We start from the raw sequence: 21290 nt of genomic DNA, 5'->3' as shown, positions 1-21290 counted from the left end.
CCGTGGATCTCACCGACCTGCCCGCCTGCGGCATAGGCAGCGCCGTCGAACTGTGGGGCCGCACGGTCGATGTGAACCAGGTCGCGGCCGGCGCGGGCACCATTGCCTACGAGCTGCTGTGCAATGTGAAGCGCGTGGCGCGCGTCTATGAAGAGGTGGTTTCGGCAGCCGAAAAACACGGCGCGCCAGGCTTGGAGGCATCGATCGCGAGCGCTTGAAATGGCCAAAAACCGCTATACTGTATTTTTATACAGCATGGAGTGGATATGGCAAATTACGTCACCGTCGGAGCATCCGATCCCGCGCAGTCGCATGCGTTTTATGACGCGGCGCTGAGCACGATCGGCTGGAGCCAGTTCATGGATTTTCCGGGCTGGCGGGCTTACTCCGAAGACGGCACGGGCCAAGGATTCACGCTGTGGGTCTGCAAGCCATTCGACGGCCAGGCGGCGAGCGCGGGCAATGGTTCCATGGTCGGATTCATGGTCAAGTCCCGTGAGCAGGTGGATGCGTTCTACCAGGCGGCCATGGCCCACGGCGGCACGGACGAAGGCGTACCGGGAACGCGTGCGCACTACGGACCGAACTGGTATGCCGCATACCTGCGCGATCCCGCGGGAAACAAGATCAGCGTGGTCTACAACGGCTAGCCTGGCAGGCCGATGCCTGACCCTGGGCCGCGTCAGTCCGCGGCGGGAAAGAACCCGCTGTCCGGCTCGCCCAGGTCCCAGAACAGGCCGGCCATTATTTGCAGGCCTTGGCGCGCGACCGAGCCCAGCAGGTGCTCGTTGGGCGCGTGCTGCGAACAGGCGGGATAGGAGTGCGGCACCCACAGCGTAGGCAGTCCCAGCACTTCGGAGAAAGCGTCGTTGGGAATCGTGCCGCCGAGATTGGGCAAGATGGCGGGCGCCATTCCCGTCGTGGCTTGTATGGACTTGGCCGCCTGCGCCACCGCGGCATGGTCGGGGTCCAGGCGCGTGGCGGCCATGCCGGTAGGCGCTTTGACCTGGACCCAGGGCAGGCCTGCATCGATGAAGTGGCGCTGCAGCCGGGCTTCGATATCTTCCAGATCGGTCCCCACCACATAGCGCAGCTGCAGCACCGCCTTGGCCGTAGGCGCAATCGCGCCTATGGGCTTGCGCACGTTGCCGCATTCCAGGCCCAGCACCTCCAGCGTATTCCAGGCAAAGACCCGCTCGGCGGCGTTCAGACCGGGTTCGCCCCAGTCTTCATCGACGACCGGATCGCCAGCATTTCCGCCGACCGGCAGCGCGCGCACGCTGTCGCGCACCGACGCCGGAACATGGCCCGGCCGCAGCAGCGGGGTCTGGATGGCGCCGCGCGCGTCGACCAGGGAGTGGATCGCCGCGGCCAGCACCGTGCCCGGGTTGCGCAGCAGTCCGCCCCAGTTGCCCGAATGGTGCGCGCCTTCGCGCAGATCGAGGCTCAGCTCGAAGTTCTGTATGCCGCGCGAGCCCAGAAACAGCGTGGGCGTGCGGGCATTGAGCCGCGGGCCGTCCGAAGCGATGAACAGGTCGGCTTTCAGCTCCTGCGCATGCGCCTGGCAAAAGGCATTGAGCCCCGGCGAGCCGCGCTCCTCGGCGGTCTCGATGATGCAGCGGATATTGAAGCCCAGCGCCCCGCCCCGGGCCGCGATGGCCGCGCGCAGCGCGCCCACATTGACGGTCAGCTGCCCCTTGTTGTCGGCCGTGCCGCGGCCGTAGATGCGGTCGCCGTCGACGACGAGCTGCCACGGCGACAGACCGGGCTTCCACGACGCATCCTGGCCTTGGATGACGTCGCCGTGCCCGTACAGCAGCACCGTGGGCAGCGCGGCGCCCTCCTCGCGCTCGGCGATGAGATAAGGCCCGCAAGCCGGCACCGGGTTGTCGAAGAGCGCGCAGCGAAAGCCCAGGGCCTCGAGCTCGGCAGCCGCCTCCTTCTCGAGGAAAGCGCGCAACTCGCCCACGCTGTCGTCGGCTTCGCTGGCCGTGCGGTAGGCGACCTTGCGCGCCAGGTCTTGCACGAAGCTGCCGTCATCGTAGTAAGCGCTGGCGCGGTCAATGGCGTCTTGTCTGGTCAACGTGATTCTCCCGGGCGCTGGCGGCGCGTTCAATTCGACGCGGTGATGTGGTTGGCCTTGGCGATGGGCGCAAGATCGGCGGTGTCCGCTTTCACCAGGTCGGCGTATTTTGCGGCTGCCGTCCACTGGGCGTCGAAGCCCGCATCCTGCAGTCGCTTGGCGAGTGCGGGGTCGGAAATCGTCGCCTGCAAGGCTTTCTCCAGTTTCGCCTTGACGTTGGCCGGCAGGTTCTTGGGGCCGACCATGCCGAACCACGAGGCCATCTTGAACCCGGGATAGCCGGACTCCGCCACGGTGGGCACATCGGGCAACAGCGCAGAACGCTTTTCGCTGGTCACCGCCAGGATTTTCACGCGGTTGCCCTTGGCCGCGGAAGCTGCTGCGGGAATCGCATCGAAAGCAATCGGAATCTGCCCGCCCGACAAATCGGTAATCGCCGGCGCGCTGCCCTTGTAGGGAATATGCACCACGTTCTTCAATTTCGCCGCATTCCACAGCATCTCGGCGGCAAAATGCACGGTCGAGCCATTGCCATGCGATCCATAGGAGAATTCGTTGGGCTTGGCGGCGATCTCGGAGATCAGGTCTTTCACATTCCCCGCCTTGATATTGGAATTGACGAGCAAGGCCAGGCCGCTGCTGCCAATCACGCCTATGGGCTCAAACCCATTGATCGAGTTATATGGAATTTTGGGATAGATAATCGGATTGACGACGAAGGTGGTCGAGGTTCCTATCAGCAGGGTATAGCCATCTGGCGCCGACTTCTGCACATAGTCTGCAGCAACAATGGTGGCAGCACCTGGTTTGTTTTCAATGATGATGGGCTGGCCGAGATTACTACCCCATTTCTCTGCAACGATGCGCGCCACCATGTCGACCGACCCGCCCGGGGCGAATGGAACGATCAATGTAATCGGCCGCGTGGGAAATTCGCTCTGAGCGATACTCAGACAACAAAAAGCGCTTGCTGCAAATGCGAGGGTGGTTTTTACAAAGGTCTTTCGGTTCATTTTAGTTCCTAACAAAGATGTCTCCGATATTGCATTTATCGTGCCAGATAAAACCCATTAAAATCGCCTAAAAATCCCTCTTGTTGTGCGAAATCGCACCAATTCAGACGCCACCTGAAATCACCGCACCAAAATACCAAACCCATTGATCCAGGGTAAAAAAAGGCCGTGCACTTTTACGCGCACCGCCTTCCCCCATTTGAAACAGATACCGTTTCAGATTAAAAACTATTCTTTCTCGAAAGTGACGATGCGATTGAAATCGTCCTTGTCTTGCAGGGCTTGCGCACTCGCATTCCAGATATCGCCGACTTCGCCCGAGACCGGAAATTTCAGGCCCAGCGATTGCTGCAGCGACATCGCCAGATTCACATCCTTGCGCATCAACTGCACGGTGAAACCCGAGTCGAAGCCGTTGTTCAGGATGCGGCTGGGATAGTTGTAAAGCGTCACGCCGCTGCGGCCCGAGCCGGCGTTGATGGCTTCGATCAGCTGCTCGGTGGCCACGCCCGCGGCATTGGCCATGCGAAACGCTTCACTCGCGGTCAGCAGATGCGAAGCCACCAGCAGGTTGTTCACTATCTTGGCGATATCGCCCGCGCCCACTTCACCGATGTGAAAGCGCTTGTCGCCCAGCGCCGCCAGCACGGCGTCGGCGTCCTGCACATCTTTGGCCGAGCCGCCGATGAACATGGTGAGCGTACCCTTGCGCGCACCCGCGGCGCCGCCGCTGACCGGCGCGTCGATGAAACGCAGGCCGGCGTCATTCAGGCGCTGGGCCAGCGCGCGCGTGGCCTGCGGATCGCCCGAAGTCGTGTCTATGATCAGCAGTCCCGGCTTGGCGGCGGCCGCCAGGCCTTGCGCGCCTTCGAGCACGGCGGACACCACATTGGTCGTCGGCAGCGAAAGCACCACCACATCGCAGCCGCCCAGCGCCTGCAGGCTCTGGGCGACGCGCACGCCTTCGGCCGCCGAAGTGTCACGCGCCTGCTCCGAGGCGTCGTAGCCCAGCACGTCGAAACCGGCGCGTGCCAGCGAAAGAGCCATGCCGCGGCCCATGTTGCCCAAGCCGACCACGCCGACTGTTTTGAATTCACTCATTTGATTGCCTTGCTGAAGTTAAGCGCCAACGTGGGTCGGAACCCAGACGCTCTTGGTCTGGGTGTATTCGTAAAGCGACTCGATGCCGCTGGAGCGGCCGTAGCCGCTGCTGTCATAGCCGCCGAAAGGCGTGGAGACATGCATGTCGCGGTACATGTTGATCCAGAAGATTCCGGCGCGCACCTTCTGGGCCACGCGGTGGGCGCGCGCCACATCGCGCGTCCAGACCGCGCCGGCCAGACCGAACTCGCTATCGTTGGCGATGCGGATCGCCTCTTCCTCGGTATCGAAAGGAATGGCGACCAGCACCGGACCGAACACCTCTTCGCGCGCAATGCGCATGCCGTTGTGCACGTCGCGCAGCACCGTGGGGCGCACGAAGAAGCCCGGCTGCTGGCTGGGCTGCGCCACGCCGTAGGCCAGCGTCGCGCCTTCGGCCAGCGCCATCTGCACCATCTCGCCAATGCGGTTGAATTGGGCGCGGTTGTTGATAGGCCCGCCTTCGGTCGCGGCGTCCAGCGGCATGCCTATGCGGTACTCGGCCGCCGCACTCGCCACGGCCTGCACGAAGCGGTCGTAGATCGCGCGCTGCACCAGCAGGCGCGAGCCCGCGGCGCAGTTCTGGCCCGTGTTGGCAAACCCGGCGACCACGGCAGCCTTGACGGCGGCCGGGATGTCGGCATCCTCGAACACGATATTGGCCGACTTGCCGCCCAACTCCAGCAGGCAACCGATGGGGCGCTTCGCGGCCGCGGCATTGACCCGGCGGCCGGTCTGCACCGAGCCCACGAACACCACCTTCTTGGTGATGGGGTTGGCGATGGCGTTGTCGCCTATCGACTGGCCCAGGCCGTTGATGACGTTCAGCACGCCCGCGGGAAAAGCGGCCTCGATGGCCAGCTTGGCCAGCGCGATCGACGTCAGCGGCGTGAGCTCGGAGGGTTTGAGCAGCACGGCATTGCCCATGGCCAGGGCCGGAGCGATGTTCCAGGCCGCCAGGTAGATGGGCGAGTTCCAGGGCGTGATGGCCAGCACCACGCCCAGGGGTTCGCGCAGCGTGTAGTTCAGCTGCCCGCCCGGCACGGGAATGACATTGCCGCCGAACTTGTCGGTCCAGCCCGCGTAGTAGCGAAAGATCTCGACCACGGACTGCAGTTGCGCGCGGCTGGCGGTGATGCCTTTGCCGCTGGTGAGGCTCTCAAGCTGGGCCAGCGGTTCCGCGTGCTCAGCGACCAGCGTGCTCAGCGCCTGCAGCGCGATGCCGCGCGCCTGCGCCGAACGTTCGGCCCAGGCCTGCTGTCCGGCGGCGCACGACTGCAGCGCCGCCTGCACCTGCTCGGGCGAGACATCCTGGAAGCGCAGCCACTCGGTATCCGACGCGGGGTCGACCAGCGCAATGTCGGACTCGCTGCCCGGCACCAGGCGGCCATCGATGAAGGAGCCGATCTGCGCCAGCGGGCCGACGAAGCGCTCGACCAGCGTGTGGAACAAGGCGGTGGTTTCGGGCATTGCCATGGTGTGCACTCGCTGCTCAGGCCGGCTTGGCTTCGGCGTCGATTTCGGCGAACGTCAGTTTGGCCACGCGCGTGGCGTCGCTGCCCGTGGGCACGCCCGCATAGAGCGCGACCTGCAGGAAGATCTCGCCGATCTCCTCGCGCTGGAGGCCGTTGTTCAATGCCGCGCGGATGTGGATCTTGAGTTCGTTCGGGCGGTTGGCCGCGGCCAGCAGCGCCAGATTCGTGATGCTGCGCGCGCGGCGGTCCAGGCCGGGACGGGCCCACACATCGCCCCACAGGTTGCGCACGGCAAAGGTTCGCATGGGCTCGCTGAACGCGTCGGTGCTGGCCACGGAGTTGTTCACATACGCTTCACCCAGCACCTCGCGGCGGATTTGTTCGCCCCGGTTGTACAGCTCATCTGTCATACGCATCTTTCAAGTAGAGATAACGGAAAGTGATTTCCTGCATCAAATTCTAGGAAGCGAAGTCAGGCGTGCACAGATGTGATCCTTGTTATCATGAGAACATCGTCGTATCCCCCTGGACCCTAATGTGACGCTTGAACAGCTGCGCGCTTTTGTGGCGGTCGTGGAACACGGCAGCATCCGCGCCGGCGCGCGCGCGCTGGGAATGGCCCAGAGCGGGCTGACCCAGCAGGTGCAGCGGCTCGAAGTGGCCGTGGGCGCGACGCTCTTCACGCGCTCATCGAGCGGGATCTCGATGACGCCCTATGGCACGGCGCTGCTGGCGCGCGCGCGCGTGGTGCTCAGCGAGTGCGCGCATGCCGAAGAAGATTTCCGCCACCTGCGCGGCGAACTGGTGGGCAGCGTGCGCGTGGGAATGTCGGTCGAGGCCTTTGCGCGGCTGGCGCCGCCGGTCATCGAACAGCTGCGGGTCGAGCACCCCAAGGTCACGGTGCACATCGTGAGCGGACCGGCGTCGACGCTGCTGACCAACATCCGCGAGGGACGCTCCGATTTCGCCATCACGCTGGTGTCCCACGGCACCGACATGAGCGACTTCACATGGAAGGTGCTAGACCATTCCGAGCCTTGCATACTGTGCCGCAGCGGGCATCCGGCGACGGCGATCAAGAGCGTCAAGGCGCTGGGTGCGGCGCTGTGGGTCAACACCCGGCCGCTGGGCGCGGTGGGCACGCCGTCGAACCGGCTGGCCGACTGGTTCGCCATGCATTCCATGCCCCAGCCGCAGGTCGTGGCAACGCTCGATTCGCTATTCGAAACGCTGCACCTGGTGTCGCAGACCGACTACCTGTTCCTGGGCCCGCGCGTGGCGCTGGGCATTGGCGGCTTCAAGGACATGCTGGCCGAAGTTCCGGTGCACGAGGCCTTGCCCGGCGCCGACATGTGCCTGATTCAGCCCAAGCACACGGCCCTGTCGCCCGCGGCCAAGGAGCTCGCGGGCATGCTGGCCTCGTACGCGAACATGATACGGCGCGCTGCGCCCAGCGTGACAGGGCGCAAAAGACCGTGAACGGCTGCGTGCCGGGAACGGCGCGCGGGATGTGCTGCGTCCGGCGGCTACTGCGCGCTATTTCCCATCCGCCCGGGACGCATCTTCCGTGCCCTCGGCCATCGCCAGCTGAAGTCCGGCGCAGGCCTGGGCCAGATCGGCAGGCAGCGCGCTGTCGGTGACCAGCACCTGCACGTCGGCCCACGGCAAGCTGGTGATCAGCCCGGGCGCGCCAAATTTGCTCGCGTCCGCCACCACGATCACCGTGCCGGCGTACTGGGCGGCGGCCTGCTTGAATTCGACTTCGAAGGGGTCGAAATCGAGGCAGCCGCCGCGGGCGCTGAGCGCGGCCACCGAGACCACCAGATAGTCGGGATGTACCTGGGTCGCGAAGCGCAAGGCATTGGCGCCGGCCAGCGTCATGTCGCTGGCGCGCAAGGTGCCGCCGGGCAGCATCACCGTGTGCCTATCGCCGCTTTTGGCCAGCGCGCGCGCCACTTCCAGCGAGGGCGTGGTCACGGTCAGGCCGCGGCGTTCGGCCAGCGCCTCGGCGACAAAGCAGGCCGAGCTGCTGTTGTCCAGCATGATGCTCGCGCCGTCGGGCAGCAGGCTGGACACCCGCTGCGCCAGCCGCCGCTTGGCGCCCACGTTGGTGCGCAGGCGCAGCAGAAACGGCGATTCCTGCATGTCGCGGTGCAGGCTCACGCCGCCATGGAATTTCTGCACCATGCCCTCGTCGGCCATGGTTTGCAGCTCGCGCCGCACGGTCTCGCCCGAGACGCCCAGGCGCAGCGCCAGCTCCCCCGTGGTGATCGACGGGGTGGCGCGCAGGATTTCTATGATGCGCTCCTGGCGCGCGCTCAGAACGGGAGTCATGTGCATGGCGTCAGACCCGCGCGGCCAGCATGGCGCCGGATTGCGCGTCGAACATGCGCAGGCGCGAGAGTTCGGGCGTCAGCACAATCGCTTGCTCGGCCACCAGCGCCGCATCGGCGTCGGTGCGCACCAGCACGTCGGCGCTGCCCACGCGTATCTGCACATAGGCTTCGGCGCCCAGGCGTTCCACGCGCTGCACCACGCCTTGCCAGTTCAGCGGGGACGCGGTCGGTGCGGATGCACTGGACAACGCCAATTCCTCGGGGCGCAGGCCCAGCACGGCGCCGGGATTCAGCGCCGCAGCGCCGAACTGGTCGTTGAGCCATGCCTGGGCATCACCGGCGCCTGGCGGCACGGGCAGGAAGTTCATCTGCGGCGAACCGATGAACGAAGCCACGAATCGATCGGCCGGGTGGCGGTAGACATCCATGGGCGCGCCCACCTGGCGCAGATGACCGCGGTCCATCACCGCGATGCGCGTGCCCAGCGTCATGGCCTCGACCTGGTCGTGGGTCACATAGACGATGGTGATGCCCAGTTCGGCGTGCAGGCGCTCGAGCTCGCCGCGCATATGGGTGCGCAGCTTGGCGTCGAGATTGGACAGCGGCTCGTCGAACAGAAAGACCTTGGGCTTGCGCACCAGCGCGCGGCCGATCGCCACGCGCTGGCGCTGTCCGCCGGACAGCGCATTGGGCCGGCGCTGCAGCAGATCGGTGATCTGCAGCCGCTGCGCGGCCTCGTTGACGCGCTGGTCCACCTCGCTGCGCAGCAGATTGCTGGTACGCAGCAGGCCGAAGGCCATGTTCATGTAAACGGTCATGTGCGGGTACAGAGCATAGGACTGGAACACCATGGCGATGTCGCGTTCGTGCGGCTCGGCATGGGTCACATCGCGCCCGCCTATCAGCAGGCGGCCGGCGCTGATGTCCTCCAGCCCGGCGATCATGCGCAAGGTGGTCGATTTGCCGCAGCCGGACGGGCCGACCAGCACCATGAACTCGCCGGCCTGGACTTCGAGGTCGAGCTGGTCCACCGCGATGTGATCCGGATAGCGCTTGCTGATGCCTTGTAGGGAGATGGCAGACATGGTTTGGATGGTAAGGGGGAACAGGGTTACTTCAGGCCAGCGTGCATGAAGCTGGAGACAAAGCGGCGTTGGAAGATCACGAACACCAGCATCAGCGGTGCGCTGACCAGCATGGTGGCGGCCATGAGGCGCGGCCAGTCGGCGCCGCTGTCGGCCTTGGCCAGCAGGCCCAGGCCTATGGGCAAGGTGCGCACCGATTCGCTGTTGGTCACCAGCAGGGGCCACATGTAGTCGTTCCAGTGGGTCACCACGGAAATCATGCCAAAGGCGATCAGCGTGGGCTTGACCAGTGGCAAGTACACATGCCACAGCGTGGCCCAGTGGCCGCAGCCGTCCAGGCGCGCTGCGTCGGCGAGGTCTTGCGGCACCTGGCGAAAAGCCTGGCGCAGCATGAAAGTGCCGTAGCCGCTGGCGATGAACGGCACCATCAGCGCCCACAGGCTGTTCATCAGGCCCAGCTCGCGCACGGTGATGAAGTTGGTCAGGAACGTGGCGTAGATCGGGAACATCACCTGCAGCAGGAACAGGCCGAACAGCAGGTCGCGGCCCGGAAAGCGCAGGCGCGCAAAGGCGTAGGCGGCCAGCGTGATGGTCGTGAGCTGGGCCAGCAGAATGCCCCCCGTCACCAGCAGGGAGTTGAGCAGATAGGTGCCGAACGGCGCCACGGACAGCGCCGACGGATAGTTGCTCCACTGCAGCAGCTGCGGCCACAGGCCCGCCGCCGGGTCGAAGATCTCCACCTTGGTCTTGAGCGAAGTCAGCAGCATCCAGGCCAGCGGGCTGAGCCACAGCAGCAAGGCGGGTATCAGCAGCCAGTGCATCCAGCGCGAACGCGCGAAAGGTCGGAAAGCAGGCATGTTCAACGTCCCATGTAGTGCACGCGCCGGCCCAGCGTGGCGGCGACGATGGCGATCAGGCCGCCGACCACGAGCAGCAGGATGTTGGCGATCGCCGAGGCGCTGCCTATGTCCTGGAACTGGAAGGCGTTCTGGTAGATGTAAAAAGTCAGCACATTGGTGGCGTCGGCCGGGCCGCCATGGGTCATCACGAACACGTAGTCGAAGATCTGGTACGAGTGCAGCACGCCTATGACCACCACGAAGTACAGCGTGGGCGAGATCAGCGGCACGGTGATGTGCACCAGCTGGCGAAAGCCGGACACGCCATCGAGCCGGGCCGCCTCGTACAGGTCGCGCGGCACGAGCTGCAGCGCGGCCAGCAGGATCAGCATGAAGTAGCCCGCGTATTTCCAGATGCTCATGAAGATGATGGCGGGCAAGGCCCAGCGCGGGTCGTAAAGCCACTCGAGCTTGGGCAGGCCCAGCCAGGCCATCAGGCCGTTGATAGGGCCGTATCCGGGTGCATACAGAAACACCCAGACCATGCCGGCCGCCACCGAGGGAATCATCACCGGGTAGAAGAAGGTCGAGCGGTACAGCGCCGTGCCGCGCAGCCCGCGGTCCAGCGCCACCGCGAGCAGCAGCGCCAGCGCGATCGAGCACGGCACCGTGATCACCATATAGACCACGGTGTTGCGCAGCGACTGCCAGAACAAGGCGTCATGCCACAGGCGCTGGTAGTTTTCCAGGCCCACGTAGAAGATCTCCGTGGAGCCCAGCTGCACATCGAAGAATCCGTACACCGCCGAACGCAGGATGGGCCAGTACGTGAAGGCGCCCAGAAACAGCAGCGAGGGCGCGAGCATCACCAGCGCCGTGAGAAGCTCGCGCCGCCGTTGGCGGCGCCAGACGGCGTCGGTGGGCACGCGGGGTTTGGCAGCAGACGGATTCATCTTGGCTTCAACCGCGGCGGCGCGACAGGCGCTGGATTTCGATGTTGGACTTGGCCGTGGCCTCGCGCAGCGCGGCGTCGGGCTTGAGCTCGCCGATCAGCGTGCGGTCGATGGCGCTTTGCAGGTAGCTGCGCACCTTGTGGTAGCCGGGCACCTGCAGGAAAGCGCCGGCCACTTCGGCCGTGACAAACGCCGAGCGCGACTCGGGCACCTTGGCCACATGGGCCTTGAGCGCCGGCGTTTCCCAGGACGACTTGCGCGCCGCGAGATAACCGGTATCGATGCACCACTGGGCCTGGTTGGCGGTATTGGTCATCCAGCGCGCGAAGGTCCAGGCCGCGCGCTTGTGGGCGTCGGGCTGCTTTTTGGCGATCAGGATAGGGCCGCCGCCCATGGTGGAGCCCAGCTGCTTTCCTTTGGGCATGGGCGCGACGCCGACGGAAAAGGACGCCGACTTGAGGATATTGGTCATCGAGCCGGTCGAGTGATAAAGCATGGCGGTACGCCCGGCCATGAAGTCGTTGGCCGAACTCTCCCAGGTCGACGCCGGCGGCATGTGGCCGGCCTTGACCATGCGCAGCCAGAACTCCAGCGCGTGCACGCTTTCGGGCGCATCGAACGCCACTTTCTCCTTGTTCCAGAAGACCAGGCCGTTCTGGCGCACGAAGCTCTCGAAGATCCAGTCGTGCCAGCCGCCGCCTATCGTCAGGCCCCACTGCGCCGTGGCGTCGCCGTTGCGCACCGTGAGTGCCTTGGCCGCGGCCTCGAGCTCGCTCCAGTTGGCGGGAGCGGCCTTGAGGCCGGCCTTGGCAAAGGCCGCCTTGTTGAAATAGACCACGGGCGTGCTGCACTGGAACGGCAGGCCGTAGAGCTTGTTGTCGGACATGCAGGTGCCCAGAAAGCCCGGCAGGAAGTCCTGGAAGATGTCGTCGGCCTTGGCCAGCGCGGTCACGTCCTCGAGCGCATCCATGTTCAGGAAGGTGGTGAGCATGGAGTTGATGGGCAGCCAGGTGGCCGGCGGATCGCCCACGCCCAGCGCGGTCATCACCTTCTGTTCGGTGTTGTCGTAGCTGCCGGCGTAGATCGCTTCGACCTGGATGTCGCTGTGCGCGGCATTGAAGCTGCTGATCATGGTCGACACCAGGCGGTTGATGTCGCCCGAGACGCCAACGGGATACATGAAGGCCAGCTTGACTTGCTGCTGCCCGCTGGCGAACAGCGGCATGCCGCCGAGCATGGCCGCGGCCGACACGCTCACGCCGGTCCTGAGCAACTGGCGGCGCTGGGAAGAGACGCCCGAAGCCGGGTCGGACAAAGCGGGGTTGGGATGGCGCATGACATGGTTCCTTCAATACAGAGGGTGAGACAACAACGGGGCAATCGCAGGACGTATGCTGCTGCGCCTTCGTGACAACCATATGAAATCCACACAAACCATTCCATTTCCACAAATAAGTATGGAATCTTGCGGAAAGCTCCTAGACTTCCCATCCATGCACGCCCCCCTTCTGATTGCCCAACTCTCCGACCCGCACATCGGCACCGGCCCCGCCTTTCTGGGCGGACAAATGGACACCGAGCGCGCGCTGCACCGCGCCGTGGCCCATGTGGTCGCCATGGCGCCGCGCCCCGATCTGGTGTTGCTGACCGGCGATCTCACCGAGCGCGGCAGCGCGGCCGAGTACGCGCGCGTGGCCGATGCGCTCGCGCCCCTGCCCATGCCCGTCTATGCCGTGCCCGGAAACCACGATGACTCCCGCAGGGCGCGCGCGGCACTGGGCCGCTACATGCCGGTGGCGCACGATGCGCCGGAGGGTGCGTGCTGCTATCACTTTGAATTCCAAGGCCTGCACTGCGTGGCGCTGGACACGGCCGTGCCCGGGCGCTCGCATGGCGCCCTGGAGGCGCCGCAGCTCGACTGGCTGGAGCGCACCTTGCAAGCCTGCAGCGGCCAACCGGTATTGATCTTCATGCACCACCCGCCGCTGCCCACGGGCATCGAAGCCATGGATGCATGCAGCCTGCTGGCGGGCGCTGAACCGCTCGCGGCGCTGATTCGCCAGCATGGCCTGGTGCAAGGCGTGCTGTGCGGTCACCTGCACCGCGCGGTGCAGATGCAGTTCGCGGGCGTGCCGCTGCATGTGGCGCCGTCGGTGGCGCACCAGATTGCGCTCGATCTGCGCCCGGGCGCAAAACTGCACGCGCAGCTGGAGCCGCCCAAGATTTCGCTGCACCGCTGGACGCCATTGCACGGGCTGTGCACGCATTCGAGCTACATCGAGACATTTGGCCCAGCGATTGCGTTCTGACGCCGCCCCGGAAAACAAGACAGCCCCGCCCCTCCATGACCGCCCTCCCCACCCCCACGCTGGCCTTGTTCGACCTGGACCACACCTTGCTCGATGGTGATGGCGACGACCTGTGGTGCCGCTTCCTGCTGCGCCACGACCTGGTGCCCGCCGAAGTGCAGGTGCGCAACGAACAGCTGGGCGCCGACTACCGCGCCGGCCAGGTCAGTGTCGAAGCGTTCAGCGCGTTCTATGCGTGCCTGCTGGCCGGACGCTCGCCGGCCGAGTGGCGCCCATGGCAGGACCGGTTCCTGGCCGAAGAAATACGACCGCGTTTGCCGCCCGCCGCACATGCACTGGTCGCGTCGCACCGCGCAGCGGGCCATCTGCTGGTGCTCACCACCGCCAGCAACCGCGTGATTGCCGAGCGCAGCGCCCTGGAACTGGGCTTTGCGCATTGCCTGGCCACCGAGCTGGCGCTGGTCGATGGCGTTTTTTCGGGCCAGGTGCAGGGCATGCCCAACATGCGCGAAGGCAAGGTGCATCGCCTGCAGGCCTGGCTGCAGCAGCAAGGACTGGCGCCGGCCGCGCTGGCCGGCGCCTTTTTCTACAGCGACTCGATCAATGACCTGCCGCTTCTGAGCCGCGTGGGCCACCCGGTCGCCGTGAACCCGGATGCGCAGCTGCAGCGCCACGCCCTGGCCAAGGGCTGGCACGTGCTCGATGTTCTGGGCCAGGCCGAAAAAGAGGCTTGATGACAGCCCAAAAGTGCAGGTGAATTGCGCGCCTCAGCCCATGGGCCCGGGAAACTGCGGAAACCCCATGCCCAATGCGCTAGGCGCGCTGTGGTACAGCTCGTCCACCAGTTTCTTCACGCTGGCGATGTACCAGCCGTCGTCGTTCAGGCGATGGCACATGATGATGGGCGAAGTCGCGTTGGCATCGGCAATCGGCCGGTAGCGTAGATCGGCGCGGAACGTCGCCGACGCCGGGATGATGCACACGCCCGCCTCAGACGCGACCAGGCCCAGTGCGGTCTGCAGTTCGTTGACCTCGATGATCTCGGCGGGCTGCACGCCGCAGCCGTTGATCAGCGCCAGGATCTGGTCGGCAAAGCTGGGCCGGGGATTCTTGGGATAGACGATGAGCTTCTGCTCCGCCAGCTCCGACAGCCACATGGGCTGGGGCTTGGCCGCACCCGGTGATGTCGACGGCATGGCCAGCACCAGCCGCTCCTCGCGCAGCACGATGCGCGTCACGGCGCGGTCGTTGGAAGGGATGCGGCCGAAGCCCAGATCGATGCGCCCCGTGCGCAGGGCTTCGACCTGCTGTATCGACGACAGCTCCACCAGCCGGATGTCCAGTTTCGGGTGCTGCTGGCGCAGCTTGCGCAGCAGTATGGGCACGCCGCCGTAGAGCGTGGACGGCACGAAGCCTATCGACAGCGTGCCCTGCTGGTTCAGGCCCAGGCGCCGCGTCTCGGCGGTCATCTGCTCGACGCGGCTGAGCACCTGGACCGCCTGCTCGAACAGAAAGCGCCCGGCCTCGGTCAGCCGCAGCGGACGGCTGTTGCGCAGCAGCAGGGGCACGCCCAGCTCCTCTTCCAGCAGCTGTATCTGGCGGCCCAGCGGCGGCTGCGCCATATGCAGCTGTTCGGCGGCGCGCGTGAAGTTGCGCTCACGCGCGACGGCCACGAAATACTTTAACTGCCTCAAATCCATAGGGGAAAACCATAGAAGGTCTGTTTTAGGCTTTCGACCGATATATCTCGGCCACTTACGCGCCAACTATACCTTCAAGGTATCAAACCGAACCAAAGAAATACTGGATTTGCCCCGTATCTGCGCGTTCCAATGCAGGTATGCAAAACGCCATGCCCACTCCCATCCAGCTTGGAAAAGTGCTGATCGAACAGATCGAGACATTCCTGGTCGACCTCCCCACGATACGCCCGCACAAGCTGGCCATGACGGTCATGCACGGCCAGACGCTGATGCTGGTGCGCGTGCGCTGCTCCGACGGCAGCGTGGGCTGGGGCGAAGGCACGACCATAGGCGGCCTGGCCTATGGCGCGGAAAGCCCCGAAGGCATGAAGCTGACGGTAGACACCTATATCGCGCCGCTGCTGATAGGCACCGACGCCCATGCGGTGGCCGCAGCAATGGCCCGGGTGCAGCTCACGGTGCGCGACAACCGCTTCGCCAAGTGCGCCGTGGAAACGGCGCTGTTCGATGCGCTGGGCCAGCGCACCGGGCTGCCGGTCTCCGAACTGCTGGGCGGGCGCCAGCGCGACCGCCTGCCCGTGGCCTGGACGCTGGCCTCGGGTGACACGCAAAAGGACATAGAGGAAGCCGAGCGCATGCTGGACGCGCGCCGCCACCGCATCTTCAAGCTCAAGATAGGCCGGCGCAGCGTCAAGGAAGACGTGGCGCATGTGGCCGCCATCAAGCGCGCGCTGTCCGACCGGGCCGAAGTGCGCGTCGACGTGAACATGGCCTGGAGCGAACAGCAGGCGCGCAACGGCCTGGCCGGGCTGGCTGATGCCGGCTGCGAACTCGCGGAGCAGCCCGTGGCCACGGCCGCGGCCCTGGCCCGCCTGACCGAAGCACGCTATCCGCTGGCCGTGATGGCCGACGAGTCGCTGGTCGGGCCGGCTTCGGCCTTCGAGCTGGCGCGCATCGCGGCCGCGGATGTGTTCGCCGTGAAGATCGAACAATCGGGCGGCCTGCTCGCGGCCCAGCGCGTGGCGGCAATCGCCGACGCCGCAGGCATAGAGCTCTATGGCGGAACCATGCTCGAAGGCGCGGTCGGCACCATTGCCTCGGCCCATGTCTTCGCCACGTTCCCGCACCTCAAATGGGGAACCGAACTGTTCGGGCCGCTGCTGATCACCGAGGAAATCCTGACCGAGCCGCTGCGCTACGCCGATTTCCATCTGGACGTTCCGTCGGGCCCGGGCCTGGGAATCGCACTGGACCCGGAGCGCGTCGCCTTCTTTCGCCGCGACCGCAAGGCGCTGCAAGTCGCGATGCCGGCCTGAAGACACCCCACCCTATCGCTTGCCTTTTCATAATTTTTCAAGGAGCCACGATGAGCGTACGTATTTTCGACACCCCTGATGTGCAGGACTTCCTCAAGACCATTGCCGGCCTGGAGATGGACGGCGGCAATCCGCGCACCAAGCAGATCATCCACCGCATCGTGAGCGACCTGTTCAAGATCATCGAAGACCTGGACATCACGCCCGACGAATACTGGTCGGCCGTGGCCTACCTGAACTTCCTGGGCGCGCGCGGCGAGGCCGGACTGCTGTCGCCCGGCCTGGGCGTGGACCGTTTCCTCGACATGCGCATGGACGCCCAGGACGCCGACGACGGCGTCGAGAACGGCACGCCGCGCACCATCGAAGGCCCGTTGTATGTGGCTGGCGCGCCCGTGTTCCAGGGCCACGCCAAGCTCGACGACGACAGCGACAAGAACGGCCATCCGCTGGTCATGCAGGGCACGGTGTACGGCGCCGACGGCCAGCCGCTGCCGGGCGCCCAGGTCGAGGTCTGGCATGCGAACACCAAGGGCTTCTACTCGCACTTCGACCCCACGGGCGAACAGGCCCCGTTCAACATGCGCCGCACCATCATCGCGGACGACAAGGGCCACTACAGCTTCGAGAGCATCGTGCCCAAGGGCTATGGCTGCCCGCCCGACGGCGCGACCCAGGCCCTGCTCAACCAGCTCGGCCGCCACGGCAACCGCCCGGCGCACATCCACTTCTTCGTCACAGCAGACGACCACCGCAAGCTGACGACGCAGATCAACATCGACGGCGACCCGCTGGTCTATGACGATTTCGCCTACGCCACGCGCGACGGCCTGGTGCCGCCGCTGGTCGAGCGCACCGATGCCGACAGCATCGCCGCCTGGGGCCTGAAGGGTCCGTTCGCCGAGATCGTCTTCGACATCCACCTGTCCGAACTGGTGAACGGCATCGACAACCAGATCGTCGATCGCCCGCGCGCCACCGCCTGACGGCGCCGCCCCGCGCCGCGGCCGCCCGGTCGCGGCGCTTCCGAACCACGCGCGCCAAGGAGTAGCGACTTGCCCCCAGCGGATATCTTCGACCGGATCGAACACGATGTTCTCCCCGTGCTGCCCGGCCGGGCCCATGATCTCGCCCGCCTGCGCGCGCTGCACGCGCAGGCGGGCCTTTCCACGGTGACCGTGATCGGCAAGTACAACCACGGCAAGAGCCGGCTGCTCAATGAACTGATGGGCGAGGACACTTTTGCCGTCGCCGACAAGCGCGAGACCACGGGCTTGAACGTCCATGTGAAGGACAGCGTGCGCTGGCTGGACGCGCCCGGCCTCGACGCCGATGTGGGCCAGGACGACGACCGCTTTGCGCGCCAGGCCGCCTGGCTGCAATCCGACATCCGCCTGTTCGTGCATTCGGCCAAGGAAGGCGAGCTCGATGCCCAGGAGCGCAGCCTGCTGCAGGCGCTGCGCGCCGACGCCGACAGCACGCGGCGCCAGACGCTGCTGGTGGTGTCTCAGGTCGACCAGGTGGCGGACGGTGCGCAATTGCAGCAGGTGCTGGGCGCGATCGGCCGGCAGGCGCAGGGCATGGCGCTCAACGCCGCGTCCTCCACGCGCCATCGCCAGGGCGTAGACGGCGGCAAGAAGCTGCTGATCGAGCGCAGCGGCATTCCCGCGCTGCGCGCCGCGCTGGACCAGGCGCTGCGCCAGGTGCCGCAGGCCCGCGCGCATGAATCCGCCCAGCTGAAAAGCGCCATGCACCAGGAGCTGCTGCAGCGCGAGGCCGCGCTGGGCAAGCAAAACGACGAGCTGCTGGGCCTGCAGGCGCAGCAGCGGCGCCAGTTCGACCAGGACCTGGGCGCGGTGTTCGACAAGGCCAGGCAGGACCTGGCCGAAGTGATGGCCACGCCCGGCCCCGATCTGGCGCTGCGACCCGACACCGCGCACGACAAGTTCCGCCTCACCGCCGGCCGCATGGAGCGCGCGCGTGTGCAGGTCGCGTACTCCAAGGTCTGCATACAGCTCAACGCGGCGCTGACGCGGCATGGCGCCATCGAATTGCCCACGGCCCAGCACACCGTGGCGCGCAGCCTCAACAGCGTCATGGTCGCGGTGCTGGGCGTCTCGGTGAAATACCGCGAAGACCTGCGCCGGATGTTCTACGACGACGCCGGCCGCGAAGACCTGCAGCGCGACTTCGCGCGCTATTACGAGATTTCGGCCGACCGGCAGGCACTGGCCGCGCGCATCGCGCAAGTCGACGGCCAGCGCGCGGCAGTGCGCACGGCGCTGCAGTCGCTGCGCGCGCTGCAGGCGTTGGAGGACGCGGCGTGAGCGGCACCGACGCAGAACAGCAGTTCATGGCGGGCCTGGACGCGCTGCAATGGGGCGCGGGCGACATGCGCGCCACGCTGGGCGCGCTCGATGCCTGGCTTGAGCGCCTGGCCGCGGGCCTCACAGCGTCTCCCTTGCAATGGCCGGGCCTGCGCGCCGACCATGCGCTGGCCGCGCAGGCCAGCGCCATCCATGCGCGCCTGCAGGCCGATGTGCCCGACTGGCAGGCCCGCCGCCAGGACCTGGGCGCGACCCAGGCGCTGGCCGCGCTGCTGGAGCACAGCGCAATCTTGCTGGTGTTCGGCAAGTTCAATGCCGGCAAGAGTTCATTTTGCAACTTCGTCGCCGACCGCTTTGCGGCGCGCGGCCACGCAGTGGAGTATTTCAGCGTCGAAGCCGAGCGCATCGTCCCGCTGGCCGGCGCACGCTTGAAGGAAGGCTCCACCGAGACCACGACCACGCTGCAGGGCGTGCGCCTGGGCCGCAAGCTGGTGCTGTTCGACACGCCCGGCCTGCATTCGGCCACGCCGGAGAACGCTGCGCTGACGCGGCGCTTCACCGACAGCGCCGACGGCGTGCTGTGGCTCACCAGCTCGACTTCGCCCGGCCAGGTCCAGGAACTCGACGAACTGGCGCGCGAGCTGCACCGCGGCAAGCCGCTGCAACCGGTGCTCACGCGCAGCGATTGCGTGGAGGAAGACGAAGTCGACGGCGAGATCGTCAGCATGCTGCGCAACAAGACCGCCGACAACCGCGCGCTGCAGGAAGCCGATGTGCAGCAGCGCGGCCGCGACAAGCTCGCGCTGCTCGGCGTGGCCCCCGAGCTGCTGCGGCCGCCGGTTTCCGTGTCGTCGTACGCGGCGCGCGACCAGGGGCAGACCGCGCAGGCGCTGAACGCGGCGGGCTTCGACAGGCTGTGGGCCGCGCTGCAGCAGATCGTCGACCAGGCCCAGGGCTATCGACAGCGCAAATCGGCGGAGATCGTGCTGCACCATGCCGAGGAATGCGTGCTGCAAGGCCTGCAGACCGGCGCGCAGCCGCTGCTGGCCGCGCTGCAGCAAGCCATCAGCGTGGAGCGCACCGCCCTGCCCGGCATGCAAACCGCGCTCGTGACCCAGGTCTGGCGCAGCGTGATTCCCGCACTGCCCGAGCTGCTGGAGCGCCATGCGCCAGCCGGCGATGCGCGCGCCGTGTGCGCCCAGGCCCAAGCCCTCCTCGAAGACGCGTTCGCCCAGGCCGCGCGCAGTGCGCTTTCCGGCTACGACGCCCCGGTCACGCTGGCCCGGCCGCTGCTGCTGGGCGACGACGCCGCCTATGAGCGCATAGGCACGGGCAGCGCCATGGTGGTTGACCCAGCACGGCTGCACGCCGCGCTGGAGCAGGCGATCCATGGCCTGCTGTCGGAGTCTGCGGCCCAGGCCCTGCGCCCATGCCAACAAGCACTGGACGCGCTCGAAGCCAGTCTGCAGGCGCTGCTGGCCGAGCTGGACACCCAGCGCGCGGCGCTCGCGGCCATCAAGGCCGGGCTGCGCCGCAGCGGCCAGGCGCTGCAGCCCGCGCACTGAAACCGGCGCGCGGCCTGCGGTCAGGCGCGCAGCGCGACCCCGCTGTCTCCCAGCGGGTGGTAGCCGCGGTTGAAATACGCCAGGCCCTGCGAATCCTGATCGCCTATGCGCACGGCCTGCAGTTGCACGAAGAAGATGCTGTGCGAACCGACCTCATGGACCTGGATGATCCCGCCGTCGAAACTGACCAGCGCGCCATCGAGCGCCGGCGCTCCGGTCTGCAGCCGGCGCCACGGCACCTGCTCGAAGCGCTGGGCCATGGTCACCTCGCGGTTGGCGAACAGCGACGACAGCGCCTGCTGGTCCGCGGCCAGCACGTTGACGCACAACACCTTGTTCTCCACGAAAAAGCGGTGGGCGTAGGACGCGCGATTCATGCAGACCAGCAGCGTGGGCGGCTGGTCGGTGACGCTGCAGACCGCCGAGGCCGTGAAGCCGGCCGGGCCGGCCGCGCCGTCGGTGGTGATGACGTTCACGGCGCCGGCGAGCCTGGCCATGCCGTCGCGGAAATCGGAAAGGGAGATCATGGTGCAGTTCCTCAGAGGTAGGGCGCGGGGTCGGCCCGTGGTCGGCATTCGCCTCAGCGCATGAAAATGCCGCCGTTGATGTCCCAGGCCGCGCCGGTGGCGAAATCGGCCTCGGGTGAAGCCAGCTGCACGACCAGCCCGGCCACGAAGCGCGGGTTGCCCAGCTTGCGCACCGGAATGGCGTCGACCAGCCTGGCCAGGCGCTGCGGCGGCACGGCCGCGCGCACCGAGGGCAGGTCCAGCGGGCCGGGCGCGACGGCGTTCACCGTCACGCCGCGCGAAGCCAGCTCGCGCGCGAAGATCTTGGTCAGCGTGAGAATGCCCGACTTGGACGACGCATAGTGGGCGCCCGATGCCGTGCCGCCGTTCTGGCCGGCCAGCGAGGCGACATTGATCAGCCGGCCGTAGCCGGCCTGCGCGAATGCCGCGCCGAACACCTGGCAGCCCAGGAACGTGCCGCGCAGGTTGACACGCAGCACCGTGTCGAACTCGTCGGGGCTGATGTCCATCACCGGCGTCGTCAGCGTCACGGCGGCATTGTTGACCGCGACCTGCAGACCGCCCCAACGCTGTTGCGCGAACGCCTGGGCGGCCTCGAAGTCTTGCTTGCGCTCGACAT

General features: G+C 66.4%; 22 protein-coding genes. 9 read left to right on the top strand and 13 right to left on the bottom strand.

The annotated features are described in order from the left end of the window. Together KHY18_RS23490 and KHY18_RS23485 are read left to right on the top strand one after the other, a co-directional pair. A partial coding sequence (locus tag KHY18_RS23490) for an alanine racemase C-terminal domain-containing protein (RefSeq protein WP_283771366.1) occupies positions 1–218 on the top strand: 218 nt, incomplete at its 5' end. A gap of 48 nt (positions 219–266) precedes the next feature. Then, the gene (locus KHY18_RS23485; RefSeq protein WP_213305734.1) at positions 267–650 is read left to right on the top strand and encodes a VOC family protein; all 384 of its coding nucleotides are present in this window, start codon (positions 267–269) and stop codon (positions 648–650) included. A 32-nt stretch (positions 651–682) separates the two neighbouring features. Here the strand turns inward: KHY18_RS23485 and KHY18_RS23480 are convergent, their stop codons facing one another. From KHY18_RS23480 to KHY18_RS23460, 5 genes are all read right to left on the bottom strand, one after another. Next, positions 683–2083, bottom strand: a complete 1401-nt coding sequence (locus KHY18_RS23480) for a M20 family metallopeptidase (RefSeq protein WP_213305732.1) — start codon at positions 2081–2083, stop codon at positions 683–685. Between the two features lie 29 nt (positions 2084–2112). Further along, positions 2113–3096, bottom strand: coding sequence for a Bug family tripartite tricarboxylate transporter substrate binding protein (locus KHY18_RS23475; RefSeq protein ID WP_213305730.1), 984 nt, complete (start codon positions 3094–3096; stop codon positions 2113–2115). Positions 3097–3324: 228 nt separating this feature from the next. After that, positions 3325–4197 (bottom strand): NAD(P)-dependent oxidoreductase, encoded by an 873-nt coding sequence (locus KHY18_RS23470; protein WP_213305727.1) that lies wholly within the window; start codon positions 4195–4197, stop codon positions 3325–3327. An 18-nt stretch (positions 4198–4215) separates the two neighbouring features. After that, positions 4216–5706, bottom strand: coding sequence for an aldehyde dehydrogenase family protein (locus KHY18_RS23465; RefSeq protein WP_213305738.1), 1491 nt, complete (start codon positions 5704–5706; stop codon positions 4216–4218). 22 nt (positions 5707–5728) lie between these two features. Beyond that, positions 5729–6121, bottom strand: coding sequence for a carboxymuconolactone decarboxylase family protein (locus KHY18_RS23460; RefSeq protein WP_213305724.1), 393 nt, complete (start codon positions 6119–6121; stop codon positions 5729–5731). A 127-nt stretch (positions 6122–6248) separates the two neighbouring features. On the opposite strand from KHY18_RS23460, the gene KHY18_RS23455 reads away from it, so the two are divergent. Then, positions 6249–7190 (top strand): LysR substrate-binding domain-containing protein, encoded by a 942-nt coding sequence (locus KHY18_RS23455; protein ID WP_213305721.1) that lies wholly within the window; start codon positions 6249–6251, stop codon positions 7188–7190. A gap of 57 nt (positions 7191–7247) precedes the next feature. On the opposite strand, the gene KHY18_RS23450 is transcribed toward KHY18_RS23455, so the two are convergent. From KHY18_RS23450 to KHY18_RS23430, 5 genes are read right to left on the bottom strand one after another with little or no spacing between them, the layout of a single operon-like run. Continuing rightward, positions 7248–8051: a DeoR/GlpR family DNA-binding transcription regulator gene (locus tag KHY18_RS23450; protein ID WP_213305718.1), complete on the bottom strand. Its 804-nt coding sequence runs from the start codon at positions 8049–8051 to the stop codon at positions 7248–7250. Between the two features lie 4 nt (positions 8052–8055). Then, positions 8056–9132, bottom strand: a complete 1077-nt coding sequence (locus KHY18_RS23445) for an ABC transporter ATP-binding protein (protein WP_213305715.1) — start codon at positions 9130–9132, stop codon at positions 8056–8058. 26 nt (positions 9133–9158) lie between these two features. Continuing rightward, a complete protein-coding gene (locus KHY18_RS23440) occupies positions 9159–9989 on the bottom strand; it encodes a carbohydrate ABC transporter permease (RefSeq protein WP_213305712.1) in 831 nt (276 codons plus the stop codon). A gap of 2 nt (positions 9990–9991) precedes the next feature. Continuing rightward, positions 9992–10924 (bottom strand): carbohydrate ABC transporter permease, encoded by a 933-nt coding sequence (locus KHY18_RS23435; RefSeq protein ID WP_213305709.1) that lies wholly within the window; start codon positions 10922–10924, stop codon positions 9992–9994. Positions 10925–10931: 7 nt separating this feature from the next. Next, positions 10932–12260, bottom strand: a complete 1329-nt coding sequence (locus tag KHY18_RS23430; protein ID WP_213305706.1) for an ABC transporter substrate-binding protein — start codon at positions 12258–12260, stop codon at positions 10932–10934. A 157-nt stretch (positions 12261–12417) separates the two neighbouring features. Here KHY18_RS23430 and KHY18_RS23425 point away from each other — a divergent pair, with 157 nt between their 5' ends. Beyond that, positions 12418–13233 (top strand): phosphodiesterase, encoded by an 816-nt coding sequence (locus KHY18_RS23425; protein WP_213305703.1) that lies wholly within the window; start codon positions 12418–12420, stop codon positions 13231–13233. 35 nt (positions 13234–13268) lie between these two features. Continuing rightward, the gene (locus KHY18_RS23420; protein WP_213305700.1) at positions 13269–13967 is read left to right on the top strand and encodes an HAD family hydrolase; all 699 of its coding nucleotides are present in this window, start codon (positions 13269–13271) and stop codon (positions 13965–13967) included. 33 nt (positions 13968–14000) lie between these two features. On the opposite strand, the gene KHY18_RS23415 is transcribed toward KHY18_RS23420, so the two are convergent. Then, entirely contained in the window at positions 14001–14933 is a 933-nt protein-coding gene (locus KHY18_RS23415; RefSeq protein WP_213305697.1) for a LysR family transcriptional regulator, read from the bottom strand. 152 nt (positions 14934–15085) lie between these two features. Between KHY18_RS23415 and KHY18_RS23410 the strand changes: the two genes are divergently transcribed. From KHY18_RS23410 to KHY18_RS23395, 4 genes are all read left to right on the top strand, one after another. Next, entirely contained in the window at positions 15086–16252 is a 1167-nt protein-coding gene (locus KHY18_RS23410; protein ID WP_213305694.1) for a muconate/chloromuconate family cycloisomerase, read from the top strand. A gap of 50 nt (positions 16253–16302) precedes the next feature. Further along, positions 16303–17238, top strand: a complete 936-nt coding sequence (gene catA / locus KHY18_RS23405; RefSeq protein ID WP_213305691.1) for a catechol 1,2-dioxygenase — start codon at positions 16303–16305, stop codon at positions 17236–17238. A gap of 69 nt (positions 17239–17307) precedes the next feature. Next, positions 17308–18579: a GTPase gene (locus KHY18_RS23400; RefSeq protein WP_213305688.1), complete on the top strand. Its 1272-nt coding sequence runs from the start codon at positions 17308–17310 to the stop codon at positions 18577–18579. Beyond that, positions 18576–20144, top strand: a complete 1569-nt coding sequence (locus tag KHY18_RS23395) for a GTPase (protein WP_213305685.1) — start codon at positions 18576–18578, stop codon at positions 20142–20144. Before KHY18_RS23400 ends, KHY18_RS23395 begins: the two co-directional genes overlap by 4 nt. A gap of 20 nt (positions 20145–20164) precedes the next feature. On the opposite strand, the gene KHY18_RS23390 is transcribed toward KHY18_RS23395, so the two are convergent. Together KHY18_RS23390 and KHY18_RS23385 are read right to left on the bottom strand one after the other, a co-directional pair. Next, positions 20165–20671, bottom strand: a complete 507-nt coding sequence (locus KHY18_RS23390; protein WP_249729338.1) for a flavin reductase — start codon at positions 20669–20671, stop codon at positions 20165–20167. A 53-nt stretch (positions 20672–20724) separates the two neighbouring features. Further along, on the bottom strand, positions 20725–21290 hold a 566-nt coding region (locus tag KHY18_RS23385; RefSeq protein WP_213305682.1), incomplete at its 5' end, for an SDR family NAD(P)-dependent oxidoreductase.

Origin of the sequence: Acidovorax sp. CCYZU-2555, from assembly GCF_018413525.1 — a bacterium.
Classification (GTDB): Bacteria; Pseudomonadota; Gammaproteobacteria; order Burkholderiales; family Burkholderiaceae_C; genus Comamonas.
The sequence above is the reverse complement of the archived record's forward strand: the minus strand, read 5'-3'. Positions and strand labels throughout refer to the sequence as shown.

Coding starts and splice junctions, on each gene's coding strand:
- KHY18_RS23485 (WP_213305734.1), top strand. CDS start 267: ATGGCAAATTACGTCACCGTCGGAGCATCCGATCCCGCGCAGTCGCAT.
- KHY18_RS23475 (WP_213305730.1), bottom strand. CDS start 3,096: ATGAACCGAAAGACCTTTGTAAAAACCACCCTCGCATTTGCAGCAAGC.
- KHY18_RS23470 (WP_213305727.1), bottom strand. CDS start 4,197: ATGAGTGAATTCAAAACAGTCGGCGTGGTCGGCTTGGGCAACATGGGC.
- KHY18_RS23465 (WP_213305738.1), bottom strand. CDS start 5,706: ATGCCCGAAACCACCGCCTTGTTCCACACGCTGGTCGAGCGCTTCGTC.
- KHY18_RS23460 (WP_213305724.1), bottom strand. CDS start 6,121: ATGACAGATGAGCTGTACAACCGGGGCGAACAAATCCGCCGCGAGGTG.
- KHY18_RS23450 (WP_213305718.1), bottom strand. CDS start 8,051: ATGCACATGACTCCCGTTCTGAGCGCGCGCCAGGAGCGCATCATAGAA.
- KHY18_RS23445 (WP_213305715.1), bottom strand. CDS start 9,132: ATGTCTGCCATCTCCCTACAAGGCATCAGCAAGCGCTATCCGGATCAC.
- KHY18_RS23440 (WP_213305712.1), bottom strand. CDS start 9,989: ATGCCTGCTTTCCGACCTTTCGCGCGTTCGCGCTGGATGCACTGGCTG.
- KHY18_RS23435 (WP_213305709.1), bottom strand. CDS start 10,924: ATGAATCCGTCTGCTGCCAAACCCCGCGTGCCCACCGACGCCGTCTGG.
- KHY18_RS23430 (WP_213305706.1), bottom strand. CDS start 12,260: ATGCGCCATCCCAACCCCGCTTTGTCCGACCCGGCTTCGGGCGTCTCT.
- KHY18_RS23425 (WP_213305703.1), top strand. CDS start 12,418: ATGCACGCCCCCCTTCTGATTGCCCAACTCTCCGACCCGCACATCGGC.
- KHY18_RS23420 (WP_213305700.1), top strand. CDS start 13,269: ATGACCGCCCTCCCCACCCCCACGCTGGCCTTGTTCGACCTGGACCAC.
- KHY18_RS23415 (WP_213305697.1), bottom strand. CDS start 14,933: ATGGATTTGAGGCAGTTAAAGTATTTCGTGGCCGTCGCGCGTGAGCGC.
- KHY18_RS23410 (WP_213305694.1), top strand. CDS start 15,086: ATGCCCACTCCCATCCAGCTTGGAAAAGTGCTGATCGAACAGATCGAG.
- catA (WP_213305691.1), top strand. CDS start 16,303: ATGAGCGTACGTATTTTCGACACCCCTGATGTGCAGGACTTCCTCAAG.
- KHY18_RS23390 (WP_249729338.1), bottom strand. CDS start 20,671: ATGATCTCCCTTTCCGATTTCCGCGACGGCATGGCCAGGCTCGCCGGC.